The 21696-nt window shown below is 30.1% G+C and carries 20 protein-coding genes; 10 read left to right on the plus strand and 10 right to left on the minus strand.

The window, feature by feature from the left end; all coding sequences use genetic code 11:
• Positions 1–298 precede the first annotated feature (298 nt).
• The 3 genes from CLMAG_RS32060 (at position 299) to CLMAG_RS35125 (ending at position 1204) form a co-directional block, all read left to right on the plus strand.
• Positions 299–685, plus strand: coding sequence for a helix-turn-helix domain-containing protein (locus CLMAG_RS32060; protein ID WP_153041009.1), 387 nt, complete (start codon positions 299–301; stop codon positions 683–685).
• Positions 643–840 carry a helix-turn-helix domain-containing protein gene (locus CLMAG_RS35120; RefSeq protein WP_161487042.1) on the plus strand — a complete coding sequence of 66 codons (198 nt, stop codon included), beginning with the start codon at positions 643–645 and terminating at the stop codon, positions 838–840. Before CLMAG_RS32060 ends, CLMAG_RS35120 begins: the two co-directional genes overlap by 43 nt.
• 133 nt (positions 841–973) lie before the next feature.
• On the plus strand, positions 974–1204 hold the full coding sequence (locus CLMAG_RS35125) for a transposase (protein WP_423231100.1): 231 nt from the start codon (positions 974–976) through the stop codon (positions 1202–1204).
• Between the two features lie 523 nt (positions 1205–1727).
• On the opposite strand, the gene CLMAG_RS27415 is transcribed toward CLMAG_RS35125, so the two are convergent.
• The 4 genes from CLMAG_RS27415 to CLMAG_RS27430 form a co-directional block, all read right to left on the minus strand.
• On the minus strand, positions 1728–2519 hold the full coding sequence (locus CLMAG_RS27415; protein WP_082832120.1) for a cellulose biosynthesis cyclic di-GMP-binding regulatory protein BcsB: 792 nt from the start codon (positions 2517–2519) through the stop codon (positions 1728–1730).
• Positions 2520–2670: 151 nt separating this feature from the next.
• Positions 2671–3006, minus strand: a complete 336-nt coding sequence (locus tag CLMAG_RS27420) for an STAS domain-containing protein (RefSeq protein WP_066630329.1) — start codon at positions 3004–3006, stop codon at positions 2671–2673.
• 248 nt (positions 3007–3254) lie between these two features.
• Positions 3255–4283: a methyl-accepting chemotaxis protein gene (locus CLMAG_RS27425; RefSeq protein ID WP_066630331.1), complete on the minus strand. Its 1029-nt coding sequence runs from the start codon at positions 4281–4283 to the stop codon at positions 3255–3257.
• Positions 4280–4657, minus strand: a complete 378-nt coding sequence (locus tag CLMAG_RS27430; RefSeq protein WP_066630333.1) for an ATP-binding protein — start codon at positions 4655–4657, stop codon at positions 4280–4282. Before CLMAG_RS27430 ends, CLMAG_RS27425 begins: the two co-directional genes overlap by 4 nt.
• Positions 4658–4895: 238 nt before the next feature.
• Here CLMAG_RS27430 and CLMAG_RS27435 point away from each other — a divergent pair, with 238 nt between their 5' ends.
• Entirely contained in the window at positions 4896–6101 is a 1206-nt protein-coding gene (locus CLMAG_RS27435; protein ID WP_066627175.1) for an ISL3 family transposase, read from the plus strand.
• Positions 6102–6602: 501 nt separating this feature from the next.
• On the opposite strand, the gene CLMAG_RS27440 is transcribed toward CLMAG_RS27435, so the two are convergent.
• Entirely contained in the window at positions 6603–7865 is a 1263-nt protein-coding gene (locus CLMAG_RS27440) for an IS1380-like element ISEnca1 family transposase (protein ID WP_066627177.1), read from the minus strand.
• Positions 7866–8385: 520 nt separating this feature from the next.
• Here CLMAG_RS27440 and CLMAG_RS27445 point away from each other — a divergent pair.
• A complete protein-coding gene (locus CLMAG_RS27445; protein WP_066630336.1) occupies positions 8386–8673 on the plus strand; it encodes a hypothetical protein in 288 nt (95 codons plus the stop codon).
• Between the two features lie 84 nt (positions 8674–8757).
• Here the strand turns inward: CLMAG_RS27445 and tnpB are convergent, their stop codons facing one another.
• The 4 genes from tnpB to CLMAG_RS27465 form a co-directional block, all read right to left on the minus strand.
• Positions 8758–9852, minus strand: coding sequence for an IS200/IS605 family element RNA-guided endonuclease TnpB (gene tnpB / locus CLMAG_RS27450; protein ID WP_066630339.1), 1095 nt, complete (start codon positions 9850–9852; stop codon positions 8758–8760).
• 176 nt (positions 9853–10028) lie between these two features.
• Entirely contained in the window at positions 10029–10346 is a 318-nt protein-coding gene (locus CLMAG_RS27455) for a hypothetical protein (protein ID WP_066630341.1), read from the minus strand.
• Between the two features lie 710 nt (positions 10347–11056).
• A complete protein-coding gene (locus tag CLMAG_RS27460; protein ID WP_066630343.1) occupies positions 11057–12232 on the minus strand; it encodes a hypothetical protein in 1176 nt (391 codons plus the stop codon).
• A 623-nt stretch (positions 12233–12855) separates the two neighbouring features.
• On the minus strand, positions 12856–14307 hold the full coding sequence (locus CLMAG_RS27465; protein ID WP_066630344.1) for a hypothetical protein: 1452 nt from the start codon (positions 14305–14307) through the stop codon (positions 12856–12858).
• A gap of 1120 nt (positions 14308–15427) precedes the next feature.
• Between CLMAG_RS27465 and CLMAG_RS27470 the strand changes: the two genes are divergently transcribed.
• The 4 genes from CLMAG_RS27470 (at position 15428) to CLMAG_RS27485 (ending at position 19312) form a co-directional block, all read left to right on the plus strand.
• A complete protein-coding gene (locus CLMAG_RS27470) occupies positions 15428–16378 on the plus strand; it encodes a DnaA N-terminal domain-containing protein (RefSeq protein ID WP_066630345.1) in 951 nt (316 codons plus the stop codon).
• A gap of 109 nt (positions 16379–16487) precedes the next feature.
• Positions 16488–16829 (plus strand): hypothetical protein, encoded by a 342-nt coding sequence (locus CLMAG_RS27475; protein ID WP_066630346.1) that lies wholly within the window; start codon positions 16488–16490, stop codon positions 16827–16829.
• A gap of 828 nt (positions 16830–17657) precedes the next feature.
• Positions 17658–17870 (plus strand): hypothetical protein, encoded by a 213-nt coding sequence (locus tag CLMAG_RS27480; protein WP_066630348.1) that lies wholly within the window; start codon positions 17658–17660, stop codon positions 17868–17870.
• 236 nt (positions 17871–18106) lie between these two features.
• Positions 18107–19312 (plus strand): phospholipase D-like domain-containing protein, encoded by a 1206-nt coding sequence (locus CLMAG_RS27485; RefSeq protein ID WP_066630352.1) that lies wholly within the window; start codon positions 18107–18109, stop codon positions 19310–19312.
• A 553-nt stretch (positions 19313–19865) separates the two neighbouring features.
• Here the strand turns inward: CLMAG_RS27485 and CLMAG_RS32720 are convergent.
• On the minus strand, positions 19866–20036 hold the full coding sequence (locus CLMAG_RS32720) for a hypothetical protein (protein ID WP_161487043.1): 171 nt from the start codon (positions 20034–20036) through the stop codon (positions 19866–19868).
• Between the two features lie 1115 nt (positions 20037–21151).
• On the opposite strand from CLMAG_RS32720, the gene CLMAG_RS27490 reads away from it, so the two are divergent.
• On the plus strand, positions 21152–21694 hold the full coding sequence (locus tag CLMAG_RS27490; RefSeq protein ID WP_066630356.1) for a hypothetical protein: 543 nt from the start codon (positions 21152–21154) through the stop codon (positions 21692–21694).
• The last annotated feature ends 2 nt before the right edge of the window (positions 21695–21696 follow it).

Below are 21696 nucleotides of genomic sequence, written 5' to 3' on the forward strand. Positions count from 1 at the left end.
ATGTTTCCAAGCTTCAGCACTATAAAAACTTTTTATCACTCTAAAGCTTAGTATTTTGAAAATCTAAGAACATCTGATAAACTCGTACCTCAAACATATCAGAAGTCCTAAGATTTCTAAATATAAGATTGATTAAAAAGTTTTATATGTGCCTTCAGCTTTGGAAACATATACCTGCGTGGAAGTCTACTTTCTGGTGGGGGTGTGTATATAGGGTTCAAGGGTCATAACTTAACTTATACCGAATAATTAAAATTCTTCTCCAAAAACTAAATGTACGGAGAAAGGAGTTTTGATTATGGGAAGAAAGTCATTCAGCATAGAAACATTACATGGATATAAAATTGAAGATTTAGTTGATCTAAAGAATAACACAGATAGCAAATATTCAAGATTAGCACTGGCTGTAGTAACAATGCGATACTTCGGACAGTCGAATACTGACATTATTGAGGCTACCAGGTTAAGCAAGACTTCCATTGTTAAGCATATTAAAGAATGGAATGCTCATGGCATAGAATCCATAAAAGATAACCGTGGCGGTTCTGAAAGTAAATTAGAACCAGAGATGGTTGATGATCTTATTTATGTGGCTACAAATAAGTCACCTGCCGATTTTGAATTCACATGCCATAATTGGTCTTGCCAACTTTTATCTCTTATATTGAAAAAACATATGGAATAAAAGTATCAGGTGAAACAATAAGGGTAACTCTTATTGCTAATAGACTATCTTACAAAAGAGCTCAACCAAAGCCTACGAAAGCTGACAAAGATGAACAGGAAGCTTTTAAAAAAAACTTTAGAAACACTAGACACTTTAGAGTTCATCTGAGGTAGTTGTCTATGCTTTAGATGAAACTAAAGTTTGTGTTGAATCGGACAACCGTCTCTTTTGGAGTCCTGTAGGAAATCCCCCTGTTCTTGAAAAAATGCTTCGCATGATGGTGTTAATATCATAGGCTCTACTTCAATTTTAAATAATTTCCATACTGTCAATGACTTATATTCTTCCGAACACTCTATAACTTCAAAAGAAGTAAAAGCTCACATAGAAAATCTAATAGAAATTAATGAAGGTAAAAAAGTAGTACTATTCATGGATAATGCTAAATTTCACACAAGCTATGAAATGCAAAGTTTTTTCTTTGATAACAAAGGAAAACTAACAGTCATATACTACCTAGGTATTCCCCCAACATGAATCCTCAGGAGAATATCTGGAACTATCTAAAGGCTAAATTATTTAGACCTTCTTCTAGAAGTTCTATTTTTGAGTTAATATCTGATATTAAGTTGCTATTTGACGAACTCAACAATGACTTTGATAAGATTCGTTCGTTAGCATATGCTAGAAGTTTCCTAGTATAAGTTAAATTTAAATCGTTGAACCCTATATAGGGTTACTTAGTCTAAACTTAATTTATTCATATAATCAAAGCATTGAAACCACAAGGTTTTAACATGTGTATAAGTTAAGTTGTAGGTGTGTAACCCTATATATAGATATCCAACTTCAAAGCTTTACATATTCATTAACTATTGTTCAGTAAACTCAATACCTTAGCTAAGTGAATATGTCAATTTATGAATTTTTTATCTATATTTATTTAAATCTCTTATTTTTAAAGTAATATAAAACTACCGCAGTGGCACTAAATATAAGAACAGCCCTATGAAGCCAAGAAAAACTTTAGTATTTGTCTCTATAATATTAAACTTATCCTTTAAAGATTTATTATCTTCCTTTTTAAACTTAAAGTTCTTATATTACCATAGGTATCTATTAAAACAGAGTCTCCTGAAAGTTTTGAACTATATTTTGTTGTGGATAAAAACATCAATGATTTTAAAAGTATGTCATCCTTTGGTGACGTTAAAACTAAAATAGCCCTGCCTTTATTATATGGCGATACATCAAACTGAAAAGATGCTATATTTGAAGCATAGGGTTCTGTTAAATATAATTTTTCACTTCCTTCAAAGGAGCTATAATTCTTATTATATTTAAACCACAACTTAGAGTTTAATTCCTTTATAACCTTATTTCTCTGAGGAGTACCATATACTATAAGATTCATATTATGATACTTACTTGAGAAATTTTTCTCTTCTATAACCGTTAACTCTCCGTTATTGTATTCCATATCATTGCCCATATATGAAAAGATTCTGCTTATTCCTTCCAGCTCTTTTTCTGATAGATTTTCTGGTACTACAATTCCTATGTTATTAACTTGTTTGTCTGAAATAAACGGTTGAGGATAGTTATCGAATTTGTAAAAATCCACTTTATTATTAGGTATATAGATATATGAATCCCCTGTCACAATAGCCCAGGGCATTTCCTCCTGCCTAAACTGACAATTTAAATTTGGCTGTTCAAGATCAAATGCAATTTGTATATCCATATAATTGGATATCTGCATATCCTTAGGTATGGGTAATTCTAACTGATCTCCATTACATTTATCCTTATCTAGTTTTTTACTGCCTATAGGAATTCCATTAACATATATACCCTAATAAATCTTGGCTCAAAAATTGTAAAATACTTAGATATTTCAATTGTCTGAGAATTTTTTCAGCGAGTTATTGAAATTTCTTAGTATTTTACAATTTTTGAACCTTAGATTTATAGGACTATTTAAGATAATACTTTTATCTAGTTCAAGAATCACATGGGCTAAAAGCCCAAACCCCTATTGGTTTATGTGACGAAGCATTGCTACTTCGCAATATTGAAGACTTTATTAGTCTTGTGAGTTTAAATATCTTTAAAACTTGAGGGTTTGTTATTGATTGAACCACAAAATTTCCATTAAGTTCATTGCACTTTTTATAAACGCCAACTAGGACACCCAATCCAGTACTATCGATAAAAGTACAATTACTAAAATCTAATGTAAAGTCTTTTTCACCATTTTCAATTAATTCATTAAGTTTTTTTCTATATTCAGAAGCTTCCTCAACAGAAAAATTCTCTGGTATTGTAATGTTTTTCATTATTATCACCTTCTAAACATTGTATTTTTCAATTAATTTATTCATGTCGATTGCAGTTTCACTTGTATGTTCTGAACTAGCGGCAACATTTTGAATAGCAGATGCTTGTTCTTCTGATGCAGCAGCAACTTGTTCACTGCTTGCAGTATTCTTTTCTGTAATGCTTGCAACTGAATCTATTAACTTTACTATCTGTTCTGAACTTGCAACTTCATCTTTAGTTACATCAACTATTTCATTAACATCACTTACAATTGATTTACTGAAGAAATTATATTCACAAAAGATTTATCGGTATCTGTAGCTACAGATACACCATTTTCGACTGCTTTTTTATTAGAAGTCATGGATTCAACAGCTTTTCTTGTTAAAGTAGTCATTTCAGTTATTAATTTAGATATTTCATTAGCACCATTGCTTGTTTGTTCCGAAAGGTTTCTAACTTCATCAGCAACTACGGAAAAGCCTTTGCCATGTTCACCAGCTCTTGCGGCTTCTATTGCGGCATTTAAAGCAAGTAAATTTGTTTGCTCTGATATATCATTTATTGTTGTTATTATTCCACTTACTTTATTTGAAAGATCGTCTAGAGTATGCATAATATTTTCAGCTTCAGCAGAGGTTTGGCTTATATTGTTTATAGCATTCAATGTTTTTTCAATCTGAGTTCTTCCGTTATTAGCAGCATTCATAGTGGTATTTGAATTGTTTTTAGCAGTTGAAGCTTTATTTTGAGCAATTTGAACTAAACTAGAAAGCTGAACTAGAACTTCTGAAGTTTGTACAATTAAGCCATTTTGTTTTTCACAGCTTTGGGCAACCTCTTCAATATGTGCAGCTACTTCTTCAGTTGCAGAACTAATTTCTTCACTAGATGCAGATATTTCCTCAGATTCTGCAGTTAAAGTTTCAGAAAAGTTTCTTATGTTTTTAACTATATGATCTTGATCTTTTATCATATTATTAAAGTATTTACTTAAAGTTTCAAGTTCGTCACCAGTTTTAATATTTGTTTTTACAGTAAAATCTCCATTGCCTGCTTTTGTCATTGATGTTTCAAGTTGCTTTATCGGATTAATAATTTTATGTTTAACAAATATACAGGAAAAAGTAATATATATTGCTGCTAATACAATTAGTATAATTAATATCGATAAATTATAGCTTTTATATGAGTCTGAAGTAAACATAAGAATATGAATTTCAAGTGGTATTATAGGGATTAAAAATGCAATAAGAATTAGTGAAATCAATTTTTTTTCTAAACTTTTTTTCATATAGAGACCTCCGTATTTGTATTATCTAAAATGCTTTTTTGGATAAGCAATGAGTTACCTTTGAATTCTACTTTATCAGATAAAGATTTTATAAGAAAAAGTCCTCTGCCATGTTCTTTTAGTAAATCTTCATTGCTTACAGATTCAGGTATATTAATCTTTGGCAAAGTTTTTTCAGAACTAGTTATTTTAAAATTTAAGTATTTGCCATCAAAGTTGTAAAATAAACTTATAGGTTTATTTTTATCGCTATTATTCCCATGCTCAAAAGCATTTAATAAAGCTTCTGTTAGAATTAATTTTATGTCAAAATAATAATCATAAGCATTTAAAGCTTTTATTACACTTTCGATTATATTATTGTAACCATTAATACCGTATAAGGTTAGAGTATTTTTATTAAATTCAACATAATTATCACCCTAAGTCTAATTTATTTCTATAGCAATCATTGAGGAATCATCAATTAATTTAGGTTCAACCACGACCTTTGTGATTAATAAGGATAACCATTAATTGTATTACCAATGTATTGTCAAAAAGTTGAAAAGCATCCGATACTTCCTTTATGATTATCTTGCACGAAAAATCAAAATAAGGAGTGAGTATCGAATGCCTTTAGACTTTAATTTTATAGAAAATCTAATAGGATTGCAAGATATTAAGGTAATATTTGTAAATGTAAATAATGGAATAGTTGAAATTCATGCAGAATCAAAGACTCATTCAGTTAGTTGTCCTAAATGCAATAAAACAACATATAAAGTTCATGATTATAGAATTCAATTATATGAGCATTTGCCCATATGTGATAAAACAACTATACTACATCTAAAGATTCGTAGATATATATGTGAATGTGATTTTAATCATCCATTTGATGAAGCATTTTCGTTCATAAGAAAATACCAGCCTCATACTATACCATTTGAAGAGTTTATCTTTAAACTTACGTGCAAAAACACTATAAAGAATGTGGCTGAATTACTTGGATTTAGCGATAATAAGGTACAGCGCATATTCAATCATTATGCAAAAATTAAGATAGATACAAAGGAAATGGGACCTTTTATTTTCCTCGGCATTGATGATATTGCAAAATCTAAAGGACACGTATATTATACAGTGATATACAATCATGAAACTGGTGATGTAGCAGCACTAATTGACGGCAGAACAAAAGAAAGTGTTGTTAAATACATTACAAAGAATTTTACTAAGGAACAACGTGAAAGTGTTTTAGCTGTATCCTTGGATATGAGTAAAACTTATGCGGCAGCAGTATTAGAGTGCTTTCCTAATGCTGCTCTGGTTACTGATAGATTTCATATATCTCAGGCCTTCCATGTAGCAGTAGATAAGGCAAGGAAACACATCCAAAATAAAATCCGTAAGGAAGATGGCGATAAAAAGAAAGTATTTGGTATACGCTGGGCCTTTTTAAAAAATCATGAGGATTTAAAAGCAGAAGAAGAAAAACTCTTGGAGCAAGTTTGCAGTGAATACCCAATGCTTCGCACTTGTTATGAGTTAAAAGAAGAGTTTAGAACATTTTTTCATATAACAAACATAGATGAAGCAAGTGTTTATATCGACTATTTCACAGCTCTTGTAGCTGAAAGTGAAATACCAGAATTACAATCATTTTGTAAAACTCTAAATAACTGGAGAGAATATATACTCAACTATTATTATTTTTTTATAAGCAATGGTCCAACTGAAGGTAGAAATCATAAACTTAAAAATATTAAGCGTAGGGGTTATGGCTACCGTAACATTGATAACTTTAGATTAAGAATATGTTCCGAATGTGCCTGAATTTGGACATATAGCAGTGTATACATCTTAACTCAAGGATACTATAAATATTACATTTGGCAGTAAAATGCTATATATGTTTACTTTTCATTATTAACAAAACATATGATATGTTACAAATATTTGGACTCCATATTACTGGAAAATAGTCGTACTATTTCCTGATATGTTTTTACAGTTATTAGGTGGTTTCACAAAAGTCGTGGTTGAACCTTAATTTACCATCTTTTAATATCATATCATTTAAATAGTCATCTAGATATTTTTTAAAATCGTACATATTTGAATCTTGTACCTAAATTCCACGTGCATTTTTTATTAGCTTAAAAGAACACTATTTCAAGAAAAATTTAAACTGATACTCCCACATTGTAACATTATTTACCACCACCTTTCAATCTTTTTCAATAAATTATTGATTGCAACTTTGGAGTAAAGATACTTATTAAACCCTGCAAGTTATCCACAGAGCAACACTCGATTTTCAAGATGATATCTTTATTATACCAGACATTTTTCATACACTTCCTTGTACGGATAGTTTTCTGACAAATTCATAATTACAGTTCTTGCGGTTTTAATGATTTTGGCTGCAAGAAATACATACTTCAAACGAAAGGTCTTTATTTGCTGTCTGTATTCTGAAGGCTCTAAGGAATCAATCTTGAACAACAAAAACAGGTTATATGAAAGCATCATCATTTGAAACACCGCTTCATTTGCCCAAAATGATTTAAGTAAAAGATGACCCACCGCCATGTCGTATTTGGCTTCTTTAATATAGTTCTCAGCATTGCCACGTTTTTCATAGGATATAACTACTTTTTCAGAAAGCAATGTAGTGTTTGTCACAAAGAAAAAGTATTCGTACTCAGAGCCTTCTAAAAGTGATATTTGTGCTCTTTCTTTTTCTGGTTTCAGTACGCGAGACACAACAAACCTTCTGTCTTTCTCCCAGTTATCTAATTTTGTAAACAGTTCTGTAGTTTCTCTGCCTTCTTCACCTTTAACGAATACAACCGATGAATTCGTTGCTTGGGATGCAAGCGTAGAATAACTTTTGGCTTTAATTAAATATTTGCAACCAAGAGATTCTATCGTTTCAATAATTTTTTCATCAAAGTAGCCACTATCCATTCGAAATAAAATCTCTAAATCATCTGTTTTGATGTTGGCTACTATTTCTTTGATCATTTCAGATGCACCGTTAGCTGTGTAAGTATTGCCACTTCTTACAAATCCGGTGACGTAGGCTTTTAATTCGTCGCAAAATGCAAACTGGATATTGTAGCATCGGGTTCCTAGTTTCTTGGGATTATATCCTTTTGATGCACCTTCTTGATGACCTTCTACGTTGATTACACTACTATCAATATCAATCGTAATGGATGTCAATTTACTTTTAGTGAGCAGTTTTTTAAAGACTTTAAAATTAATGTCTCTAAACATTTGTGTTGTCTTAAAGGTGAAGTTTCCTAAAAACCGTGACACTGTTTCAGGTTCTTTTACGGAAATATCAAATTCATTAACGAGTGGATCATTTTGAAGGAGCTTTAGACGTTCTAGCTTGTCTATACCAATAAAGTGACCACAGATCATCGTCTTTATATGATTCATCTTGATTTTATTTGTGGAGTCATTATCAAATACGAGGTCATTTTCAACTAGATCAAAAATCTCATTACTTTTTGCGTTCTCAAGGAGAAGAAAAAGACCTGCATTTGATGTTAGATTCTTAGCTGTGAAATCAATTTTATTAATCATAATTTAAACCCCTTTTTCTGCTTTTGTTACTATTATTGTACCATATATCGACTCATAAAAGCTGATAATTCAACACATTTTTGAGCATTTTTCTTTCACCCAATGGGTGAAAGCTGAATTTTGAAGGAACGTATATTTATCAATGCTTTGAGGGTGGTTTATAAAGTACTGACGTAGAATCTCAGTATATAGTAAAATAACTTTCTGGACACTTTTATAATAAATTACACCCTGTCAACACCATGGCAATACCATGCTAACATCACGCTATTAGTAGGGTATTGATGTGATTTATAAACATGCTCATTAGACTTAGTAGCAGGCTAAAACATATCAAAAACTAATTCTAAATAAGGTTCTTTCATAGAATCCCTGATAAGTAGAAAATTTTTTTGTTTTCTTTTGTAATATTGCAAATTGCCCTTTAAAAAAATATATAAAAATTTTTACATTAACGGTATAAAGCTTGTCCTTTGGTCAATACTATAAATAGAAGTTGATATTTTAGGGAGGGGTAAACATGATAGGTCAAATGATTGGACAAGATGTAATAAATTTTAAGGAAATAGAATGTGAGGATATCATATATTCTAAACTGGAGCATCCTGTTGCAAAAAATCTTTATCTATATTTAAAGGAGTCCAAGCCTGGTAAGTTAAATATAAATTCTTTACAGGATCAGATAATCAAAAGTAAAAATGCTGCTTTTAGAATATTAATGATAATAGCAACGATAGAGCTACAGGAAATAGGATTCTTAAAGGATTCAATACATAAGAATGATAGGATTGAGTTTATATATGCTTAGAAGTGAACTACTCACCGCTTGTAGACGCGGGAGCTTCCTATAGGGCTAAAAAGCCACAAGGGTAACGGTTGTCCCAACCGCTTTCTATGTTAAGGATAATCTTAATCCTTCATTATTTATATTTACACTAGCATTAAAGTCCCTTTGATGAGTAGTGTTGCACTTAGCACAAACCCACTCCCTAACAGAAAGGGATTTAACCTCTTTGTTTATTGCACCACAAACAGAGCATAGCTGACTACTTGGGAAATAGGTATCTACCTTATTAAAGGTACGCCCATACCAGTTAGCTTTATACTCAATCATGGTAAAAAACTTACTCCAAGAAACGTCACTTATACTTTGGGATAAATCATTGTTTTCCATCATTGACTTTATGTTAAGCCCTTCTACACTTATAGTTTGGTTTTCACGTATAAGTCTAGTTGAAAGCTTTTGCAAAAAGTCAAATCTACAGTTAGCAACCTTTTCATGTAGTTTTGCCAGTTTTATTCTTACTTTATGATAGTTAATACTGCCCTTAGTCTTATAGGATAACTGTCTTTGTAGATCCTTAATTCTGTTAAGGTATTTGCTTAGAAATTTAGGATTAGTCACTTCTTCACCATTTGAAAGGGTTGCGAAGCACTTTACGCCTACATCTATGCCCACTGATTGAGTAAGCTTTGGCATAGGTTCAATATCTACATTACAACAAATACTAACAAAGTATTTACCAGTATTAGTTCTGCTTAAAGTGGCATTAACTATTTTACCTTGAATTTCTCTATGGTTAATAAACTTCACTAAACCAACCTTAGGAAGTTTTATATGATTACCTTTTATCTCAATATTATTATGACTGTAGGTGGTTTTATAACTTTGAAAATAGTTATGTTTACTTTTAAACTTTGGAAAACCACTACCTTTAAAAAAGTTTTTATAAGTAATCTCAAGTTTTTTAAGAGTTTGTTGTACTGCTACAGCATCAGCTTCTTTAAGCCATGGATACTGTTCTTTAAGGTTAGGCAACATAGCTGAACATTCTTTATAGCTTAACTGTTCTTTGTATGTATTATAATGTTCTTTTTTTAAGGCTAAGAAATAATTATAAATAAATCTAGTACATCCAAACATTTTATTTAAGAATATTTCTTGTTCTTTATTGGGTTTTAACCTAAACTTAAAGCCTTTTTCCATAGTATCACCACCTATGATAATTATACCATTTTTTTAGTTCAAAAAACAGTTGTAAGTATTGGAAATAAAGGCTTTAATGCAATTCACCACACACTTTAGAAGATAGGTGTACTCTTTCTAGTTTAGGATAGATAATGGATGCAAATACTGTTAATTGTAGTTGCATCCTTTTTTTATTAATCTAAACCCAGGAAATCTAGAGCCTTATCTATTATTGATTTACGCTTCTTTCGATATGTCCGTTTCTTCTTTCTGGTACTAGACGTATCCTTTTTTACTACTGCTTTGTTTGCAGTAACGGTTTCTTTCTTTTCTTTAGGTACTACTATATCGCTCATTGGAATATTATTTCTTTCAGCAATATATTTCATCAGATTAATCATCTCATTAACTATCTGTTTTTCTTTAACCATACCCTTTTTGTCAGAAAGTTTTTCGGCAGAACCTTTCACGCTGTTTTCAAGCTCAAGCCATGCATTCTTCCAACTAGCCATTCGCATCACCCATCTATTATTTTATCATAATAATGCGCACTTTGAGTATATTGTAGACTTAAGATTCTAGGAGTACTTAATAGCATGTTAAAACTTAATAGCAACTGTGAGACTGTATTAGGGCTATTTTATAACAATATGATGACCTCGTATAACTCTGCTACTTACCCCTCTTTAAAATTGATTTTATAAAAGCATAATTTCTTGTTCTATTTTTGAGAGTATAATCATAATAATAAAAAAAGAGAAGAGAATAGAATAGAGGAGAAGGGGTGAGAAGTCCCTTTAAATTTCAAATCTTAATCTCCAGCAATTAGGAAAGCAGCAATTAAAGGAACAGAGCTTAGCGTAACCCTTATAGCATTCAAGTCCAGTAATATCAATCCACTACGAGATTAGTGAAAATCAACATTTTCTTTGCCCACATAAAAATCTTAAAAATGTGTAAGCTTTATGTAATTATGTGTATCTTTTATACGAATTAGTTACTCTTTTTTTGTTTTTTGTTAAGTCTAAATTTACTATTTATAACTGTTTTTTTACTAATTATAATTAAATATTTCTAATTGTGGATTATTTTTTTCTTGATGGTTACAAAAGAAAGTTAAAAAAATTTTATTCTACAAAAAAATTTAAAATCTCTATTAAATTTGATGATATTACTGAAAAAATAATAATAGGTATAAAAAAAGGCAAGGCAAAAAGACCTTTTAGGTAAGGTCAATTTTTCCTTGCTGTGGTAAGGTGGATATTAACTTACGGACATAGGCTCCAAAGGTCTTGATATCATCTTTGATAGATAAAGCTTGCAGTGCAACCTTCTTAACTACATCAAAGCCATATTCAAAACTCATGGATACCAGATCTTTTATATCCCTAGAGAATTTCTCCTTTAAACTTTCTTCATTTATATTTTCATCAGCAGAATAATTTTCTGAGATTGCTTTCATAAAGTCATTTTCAAACTTAACTGAAAGATCCTTCTTTATCACCTTTCCATCATAAGCTCTGTCTATATTTACGATAAAATATTCTGTTTCATCTTTCCAGTTAAAAACATTAGTTTTAACATCAGATACAAAGGTGCCGATTATATTCTTTATTGAGGTATATGTATTAGCATGGGAAGGTAATATGTTTTTCAATTCTTTTCTGGAGAACTTGGTAACATTATTGACAACACTATTCATATCATCTTTAATAAGTGAATGAATAGCTAGTCTTAGAGCGTTTACATTTTCAATCTGAACTAATGTAGAGAACATTTCTCCAGACATAACGTAATAACCGCTGCCGGATTCCTTGTATTGATCTCTATAATTATTTATAATAATACATAGTTTACCATCTTCAACTATAGATTTTGATATAGATATTATACCAAGTTTAGATAATACTCTATTATTATTCTCTATAGTTTTTTCAGTACAATTAATAGCACTGGCAATGTCACTCTTGCTAATGCTTTTTATAATACCTCCACTATTGGCGTGGGAAAATAGAGCTAGCACTTGTTTAATCTGTGTAGCTGATAGTCTTAGGTATTGTCTTTCTGAAATTTGTTTTTGAGCTATAAAGGCACGAATCTTCAAACATGGTTTTGCAGTGTATATACCTTTTGGATTAATTAGTTTAAGTAAAGTTTTTTTTACAGGAGAAACCCTTAATAATGGCTTTACTATTGGCATAATAACACGAGTTTTAGGACAGAACTTACTGCAGTATAGCTTTGAATAGGAATCATCTGCATTAAAAAATATGCAGTTTTCCCCACTACATTGATTAACAGTAACATATTCTACTTTTTTTGTAGCAATAGGCTCTGTTATATAGCGCAGCATCTTCTTTCCAACATTGAATACAAGTCTATTTATGTTATTACTCATGTCATTACACCTCCTCTTCAATTTAACCGCTATGATATTTATAATATATTTCTTATCGTTTGTCTAATAGGCCACTTGGTACGGAGATTTCTGGACAACTGATTTTCAGCTGAGTTAAATCAAGGCATGGAGAAGAGTGCCACTCAGTACGGGAAATTTCGGACAAGTGGACACAGTTGGCTATTTTGCTATGTTTTTCACTTTCCAGATTTTGCTTTATCTTAAAAAATCACAAAAATCTTAGTTTTTCAGACCACTCAGTACGGATAATTACGGACAAGTGCCATTCAGTACGGAGATTTTCAGACAACTGCCACTTAGAACGGTACATTTTTAGACAACTGGTCGCTTTTTCAACGAAATGCTACCATATGTTACATAAAAGTTTTTTTTTAATTTGTTAAGTTTTTTTGGTTCAGACCATTCAGTACGGACTTTTTTAGACAAGTGCCACACAGTACGGAACTAGTTTGGATAAGTACCACTTGGTACGGAGATTTTAGGACAAGTGCCATTCAGTACGGGAGATTTCGGACAAGTGGCAAAGTTTTTTGTGTTTTTAACTGTTGAATTAGGGGTTAGTTTGTCTATTTATAAAAAAAGAAAACCTCAAACAATGAGGTTTATCCTTCTGCTGGTATCAGATATAAATGTTCTTCATGTGCATCAAAGTTAGCAATTTCTTTAGCACTTAAAGGATAATAGGTAACATGAAAATCATCTGCAACCTGTTGACACTGCTTAATTATAATGTTTTTATCTCTAACTTCTTCTAACAATGCTTTTATTATTGGCAAGTTTCTTTTTTTTCTCTTATCACTCATTCTGAATCTGATTTGAAAAAATGAGTAAGGCAGTACATCATCTATTACGTTTTTACCTTCTCCGTATAGCTTCATTCTTCTGCCTTGAAGGGCACAAACAAGAGAAAAAGCTTCTGGACCAATTTCATTAATCTTATCTCCATATATGTACATAGTCTGCTGCTCCATGAGCTGCTTAACTATAATATCACTTACAAAGATAGTAGCAGTGGTAACTGAAGTTTTCCCACCTACTACTCTTTCAGTAAAGAAAACTTCAGTAAAGATTCTAGAAACAAAGCCGCTTAGTCCTTTAACAGTGAACTGCATTTTTATGTTTGCCATCTTAGCAATACTTTCTCTAACAGTGTCATAGTTTTTGGAACCGTCAGTTTCAAATACAGCAGCTACTATATCACCAATTTCAACAACTATTTGTCTAGTTTCAAAGAACTCAGCAGGTCTTTTAGATAAAATAAATCCAAATATCTTCTTATCAGTAGCATTAAAATGTTTGAAAGCTTTGTTCAAACAGTATTTTTGGACATAATCTAGCCCTATGTAGGTATTTATTTGCAAATCTTTATATTCTTCTATGTCGTGGTAATAAACTTCTTCTTTGTTGTTATCCAAGGTTGTAACGCAAGCCAAGTCATCTAATGATACCTTTCTTCGGCCTCCAAGGTCTACAGGAATGTCACTCATAACCATAGGCATTGCCATTGTATCATTGGAGCTCAAGTTATTTTTCAAGTAACTTAATATAATGATAGCTATATCTGTTTGAAAAGCCTGTTGTATTTGCCAGGTTTTTTTATTCTTCAAATACTCATATTTTATTAAAAATTCCTCATCATCTTTTAGCCAATCCAGTGTTTTCTCATATTTTTTATTTTGTAAATTCGCTATATCAGATTTAAACTCTTCTATGGAGTTTACCTTATAAATCTGTTTAAATGAATCTATATCATCCCTGAACATCTTTTCTGCCTGCTTTTGAATATTATTTTGTAATAGAGAGTTACTGGTAGATTCATTTTTAAACCATCTCTTTTTAGTCTTTTTTCTGTTTTGTATTGTAGTGCTTAGATGTTTATCTATGTTAAATTCTGCTTTACTATTTATATTTATTTTTTTAAGTAATTCGTATTTTACAGTTCTAATAAAAGTATCATAATTTTCTTTATCAGTGACTAATTCATCATACTTATTTTTAAAATTATCATCTATTTTTTGTACAGCTTCATTCATTAATTCATCAGATATCTTCATTCATTGTTCACCTCTTTTTCTTATTATACCAATTATCATGTAATTGCAATACATATTTAAATAGAATTTGGGTATTATAAGTTTAAATCTTAAGCATCACATTATAATTAATTGAATGATATTATTTTACTCAGACATATTATATAGTTTTTAGTTAATAAAGAAAACATTATATTATTAAGACATAGTATCCCCCTGTTAAACAACTATTATTAAAATCACATAGTAAGTTCAGTCTAAAATCAAACATTGTTGTATTACAAATATAAAGCAAGGGATATAAGCCAAAATAGGTCTATATCCCTTTAATCCTTTATTAATCTCCTATTAAATATTAGCAGGAGTTATATAATACTTCTTAGCCTAGTATTGCGTTGCACTACCCCATCATTTGTTATCATATGCTTTCATCTGTCCAACAAGAGCTAACATACTTTTTGCCCTGGTTATTTCTGTATAACAAAGACATCTTGAAAGTATTTTGTAATTCCGATAATGGACAGGCATAATTACTTCTGGATATTGGCTTCATTGTCTTTTGTGAATACTAATAGCATATGCTAACTCTACATCACCGATAATGATGATATTATATTTAAACCTTTATAGTTAGTAACCACTCCTACTACTCTAAAATCCTGATTGATATCCATTACAGAATAGCCAGCGATTCTTATATCCTCTTTTAGTTAGTGCTCCACTTCTTTACCATCAAGCTCAATTTGAATATCCTTCGATACCGACATACTATATACGGAATATCCATTACTGCTGTTGGTGAAACTTTTTGATTTGATTTTACCTATGATTATCACTTTATCTCCAAGCTAATAATTGTTCATATGCTTTTTCTGAAAATCATGGTAATCGAAAGATTGAACTCCCATTTTATTTCTACCCCTTTTCAATGTATAGTTCCTATGCTATAATTATATCACAAAAATATAATTTAATAAATAAATTTATTGTTTAAATGCAACTATACAATAAATATACAAATAATACAGTAAATAATTATAAGGTTAGTACTAAGTCTTAATAACATGCAAAGAGCAGTTAGAATGCTGATAATGCTTAGCTTCATATAGTGAATAATAAAGATTTGTGGAGGCTTAAGGGCATGAGTGATAAAAATATAAAGAATACAAAAGAAAAGCTAAGATTCTTTCGGAACGTAGATACTGGCAAGGCCGAGCACCGCTACAAGAATATCAAGGATGAAACAGGCATGAAGAGAGCTGTTGAGTACAGAGTGAAAGTGTATGACAAAATGTATTTTACCGAAGAACAAATTAAAAATTGGAAATTCAAAGGTGACATATTCCCTATAGGAAACAACAGAAACTTTACTATAATCCACAACTACATACTTCATGTGTGGAGTTACTATCTTGGAAAAGATGCAACCTTTGCTTATATCATGCTCCGTTCCTATGATTTCCATGAGAGAGAAATCACCACTACAAGCAAGCAGACTATAGCAAAGCTCTTAGGAATTAAGGCTCAGACATTAACAGAGTATATGAATATACTGGAGAAATATGATTTTGGCTATATGTTTCAGACAGAGAGAGAGAAGGATGGAATGCAAGTAGGAAGCGTTTTTGTAGTGAGAAGTACGGTTCCTATACTGCCACCGGATTTACATGAAGGTCTTCCAGCTGAGTTAAAAAAGGAAGCAAATAGAATTGTAAAATCAATGCAAAAGAATACAGTTATAGAAACCTTTGATGAAGAGGATAATGAGGCAATAGATGAAGCGGTTCCTGTAAAGGATAATCAAAAATCAGAAGTTATAGAAGCTCCTGCCCCAAATAAAGCTAACTCCTTTGATGAAGCTTTAAACTCTGTTATAAGTCAGTTAAGGGGTTTGTATAGTGATGTGCAATACAACACATGGTTTAAAAATTATGTATCTGGTGCTTGGATAGATAAAGGAAGTATATTTATACCTGTGCCAAATGAATTTACAAAAGATGTTTATGAGCAGAGATATTCAAATCAGCTAAAAGAATTATTTAAGCTATATATAGATTTTACTGATATTAAAGCAGTTGTTGAATTAAATTAAGATAGTTCCTCGCAAATGAGGAACTTTTTTATATCAGCAAGTGATTCTTCTATCGAAACTTGTTTGGTATAATAAAAGAATAAGCAATTTACTAAGGAGAATACATACTATGAAAGAAGAAATAAAAGAAGAAAATCTAAGTTTACAAAAAGCTTATGATAAAGAAATTAGTATAGCTACAGATATAGTTCTATCAACAATAGAAAAATCAAATATGCTAGAAAATGATGAAGTAATTAAACAATTAGGAAAAGATACAGTAGCTGAACAAATTGTGACTGAATGTAAAATAGATACGGATAAATTGGCTGATGAAGCAGAAAAAATTATCAATAATACTCCAGATATTTCAGATCAAGACTTAGCAATTAAACTATTATCATCAGTTGCAAATAATGAAAAAAATAAAATAATGAGTAAGATTGCTAGAAAAATGCTTAACGAAAGATGATGGGAAAAAAATGATTAGCGAACGAATTTTAGGATTTTTAGGCAAATAGGATTTTTAGGCAAAAAGGCAATAGAACCTATTTTGAAACAACTAAAAGCGTATATATGGAAGATAATTGAGGAGAATGAAGAATTATTTAAACAAATACTGTGGGACACCTTTTTAGCCATTATAGATATAGCTAGAAAAAGAAATAAGTCATCATAAATGAAAAGTTACACTATTCACATGATACTCAACATTAAGGGCATTTAGAAATGCTCTTTTTTTATACTATAAACACAATTCACACTATCCACATGGGATACGATTTTTGTATGTGGTATTACTAAAGAGGCAAAAAAACAAAAAGACACCACTATACGATTTTCATATCCCCTGTGGAAAATGTGAAAACTGTATATAAGTGTCTATTTTATATAAAAAAGTGCCTGTATCCCTATTGAATTTTTGTATCCCCCCATAGGATTAACGGATGGCCCCGATTGAAAAATCGTATAGCCCCCATACGAAAATCGTATCCAAATAATATCTTATATAATAATATCTATATAAATAAAATCTTAAAAAATAAGGGGGATAATCCTTCTCATCTTTATCTATCCTCGGCCCTGTCTATCTCGTACTAATTTCTGAAAGCTGATTTATATCAGAAAAGGATTATTACAATTGGGTTATATTAAGTCTTAAGACTATACTGCTAAGTAAAAATAAGTTTTGTCCAATATTAAATCGTATGACTTTTCTAACCTCATCTATTAAGATTATTGACAGAAATAATGTTTTTTAAACATAGCATTGAAAAAATAAAAAACTTAGGAGGAAATCATGGAATTAAAACTTACTTGTGGAAGAGTATATCCAAATGACTTTGAGAAGCAATTACTTAAAAGAGCATTTAAAGAAAATAGAGCTATACTTAAAGATGGAGAAAATCTTGTATTAACTTTCAAACAGGGTGTAGTGTTTTTTAATATGAGCAAAGGTGTTATAGAAGTAATAGACTTTGTATTTACAAGTAAAATCATAGATATTAAATAAGAGCAGCTCTATATAAAAGCGGTTGTAAAAAATCTTTCAAATTGTCATTTTTTTCTGTATTATAGTAGGTGAAACCTAATATAATTAGCTATCCTCTTATTAAACTTTCTATTTTAATATTGAGCTAGTATAGCACATTATATTATATGGATTTCAATTAAAGTGAAGTATTAGAATTCATATAAAAAATGAATTATTATAAAAGTTTAAAGTAGTGTAATGAGGAGCGGGTAGTAGTGGAAAGTGTGGAAGATATAGAGATAAAGTTATTATTGAGTCTAAAAAATCTAGATAAAGAAAAAGCAATAGATTGTCTTAGTACAGGTTGTAATAGAGTTCTTATCAAGTGGATGCAAGAATATAAAAAAGAAAAATGTGATGTAACCTTAATTGGTATAGATAAATGTTTTAAGAGTATTGTATTTGACAAATTTATTAAAGCAGAAAAAAATTTTTTTCAAGACGAGGAAGAGTTAAAATCATATGTAAGTTCTAAATTTTTCAAGCAAACTTTAAGAATTTTTGTAAGGAAAGAGTTTACAGAAGAAAATTTAAGGAAAGAAGAATTAAAATTAGAAGAAGCAGAAATGTATTTTAAAACACATTTTATTAATGAAGTTCTAATAAACTATAGATCGAGTATTAGAAATAAATATGAAGTTAAAGTGGGTGATGAAATTTACAGGCCAGGAACCATTAGTATAAGTGATTTGAATAAGTGTCCAGAATATAGCAGTAAAATTAATGGTGTATTTATTACAAGAAAGAAAAATACAAATAGCGGGCAAAGAGTAAAGGGACGTTTGGGAAGTGTTAGTGATTTACGATACGTTAAAGAAGATATAATAAAAAAAATCAATAATATTGAAAACAGTATTAAATCAGTTAATGTTAAAGATAAAAATGTAGATATAATTATAGAAGATATAAGTAAAAAGTTGATAGATGAATTTAAAAAAGAAAAAGTAGACTTTTCCAATACCAAACATATACAATCGAAAGATATTAGAGAGTATTTTATTTATGCTTTTAAAAAAGCTAAAGAAGAGATTGACATCGTATGCCCATGGATAGGAGAATGGGTTTTAGATGATGAATTTATTAATTTGGTAGAAAACACCTTAAAGAGAAAAACTAAAATTAAAATTTTATATGGGATAAAAGATAATAGTCGCTCAAATAGAAGAGAGGATACTTCAGATAAAGTTGCTATGGGTTTGGTTAGAAAATTTGCTAAATACGGAGAACTCTTCAAAGTTAAAAAAACAAATACACATTATAAACTATTAATATGTGATGAAGATTTTTGCATTTCAGGAAGTTTTAATTTTCTTTCCTTTAAGGGAGAATATGAAAATGAAGATACTAGACATGAAGGAGCAGACTATACTAGGAACCTTGAATTAATAAGAATTAAAAGAAGCAATTATTTTGATTTTTAAAATTAATAGGTAATCTGTTTTCAGATTACCTATCTGTTTGTTTACTCAAAAGTTTTGTTATATAAAATTATTAATCTACAAATTTAATAAATCCCCATTAAGTTATTTTTTCAGCTGCTAAAATCCAATCTTTTGGCGTAAAACTCATTCCATTTCAAGGTACATTATGCAGGATGAAATAAGCGTTCCATTTCATTACATTTCATTATTTCAAATAAAGGGTTTGAGGACTTTCAAGCGGAGGATCTATTACATCAATACTTAGAGATATAACTACTGCAATAATTCTTAATTTATGTATCAATTTTGCAATCTATAAAAATAATAAAAAGGTCTTGTATTAAGCTTGATAAGAATCATGAAGATAAGATAAATTATATTGTTGTTTAAGAATTTTTATAAGAAATATAAACCTTGATAGTGAAGTATAAAACCATAAAAATAATTAGAAATAAAAAAAATAAGGGCTAAATATCTTGCCCTCATATTAATACTAAATCATATAAAGCACCTATACTTGTCTTTTATGGTTAAATCTCATTTGCGGAAGTCTCTAACGGTAAATCCTTTTAATATTAATACAAGGAATTAATCCTTCTTCTTGTAATTCACATATAGTATCTTCTACTAAAGCCAATTCTTCTATATACTCTACATGCAATACTTCTTTACCTTTAAAAATTATTAGACACCCATCTTCGTATAAGTAATTATAAGTTTTCATATTCATAATACCTCCATGTAATTAAATTTAATTTTTTTTAAATCTAATTTGCACAGATCCTGGGAGGTACACAAATCCTTATATTTGCATAGCATAAGTGCTTTATCTTACTGCTTACATGTAAATTATAAATCCTTCCCCATATTAGTGTAAATAAGTAATATTAGCCATATCCTTATATTTCAGTTCTTATTACAATTGTGGTGATTATAACTTACATTGGATTTCCCGGTTACAACTCAATTATCGTATCATTGTATATAAAATTTAATGTTTTTCTCTAGTTAATTTTAACCTTATTTTAAGGATTTTTTGTAGGAGGGGAAGTGCTAAGTATTGATGCAATATACCTTCCGCTTGAAAACCACACACAATGGATTGTTAATGGATTTTTGGCATTTTTATAAGCTGTTTTTAAATTCCGATATGGTGTACTTAAAAATAAAATATGGAAATGTGTTACTTTTTGGTAATGAAATGGAAGCGTAGAAGCTGCTCTAAATTATTAAAGTAACAGGATTAAAGTGGGACTTTCAGAAAAAAATACATATCTAATTTATTAAAAAATCTTACTATGATAAAGTTTGGTGCAATATAATTGCTGATTTTAATTCAGCGTAGTTTTTACTGGAGGAAGGATCAAAATTCTCTGATATATATTAAGACTTAATAGCTATGACAATTAGGCATGTTAATAATTAATATATACCATGGCAATACCATGATACTAACATGGTCATATCATGGTAATACCATGGTAAAGGAGTAAAATAATTAGAACTTTGCAAAATGAACTTCTTTGAATGGGATTCATTGATCTGTATACCATGGTATTACCATGGTGTTAACAGGGCATTACCATGACTATACCATGGTGATAATATTAGCAACTAGTGAGAAGCATATAAGAAGTCTTATCAATGTCTTTAGCTTTATATTTATATTTATATTTATATAATTCATAAGCTATCTAATAGTTATTATAAGGCGGTTAATTGACTTAATTACAACGTTTTGACTATTGTTCGGGAATATTGTATAATTACATTAAAACAAATTTATTGTTTGAAATATATTTATATGATTTAATAAACAATAATGGAGGAGAGATGCATTTGAAAGAAATAGGTATTGAGATGGAGCAGGATATCCAACTACTAAAGGCTATAGCTAAGACTGGACTTATGGTTGAAAAGTTTTTGCCTATGCTCGGATTAAACCAAACAAGATTAAGACAACATCTAGCTTCTGGTAATGTAGAGAAAAAGGGGCGGTTTCTTATTTATGGATCTGCAACAAATGTTTATACTCTTACTCCTAGAACAAAAAAAAGAATGCAAGGTGATTTTCTAATCAATCTTTATAAAGGGGATATAGGACAGTTAGAACATGATTATGTACTTCTGAGGACTTATCTATATTTGTCCGCAGAAGAAAAGGAGAGCTGGCTAACCGAGTCAAGATTACAAATTGACTATCCTCATTCAGCAAAGACAACAGATGCTATGTATATAAGTAATGGCAAGAAAATAGGAGTTGAAATTATAACAAGTAGCTACATGGCCGAAGATATAGAAGCAAAAAAAGAATTTATTAGATATAACTGTGATGATTATATAATGCTGCATACACATAAACCGATAGAATATAGTTTGTAAAA

The organism is Clostridium magnum DSM 2767, from assembly GCF_001623875.1.
Taxonomy (GTDB): Bacteria; Bacillota; Clostridia; order Clostridiales; family Clostridiaceae; genus Clostridium_AM; species Clostridium_AM magnum.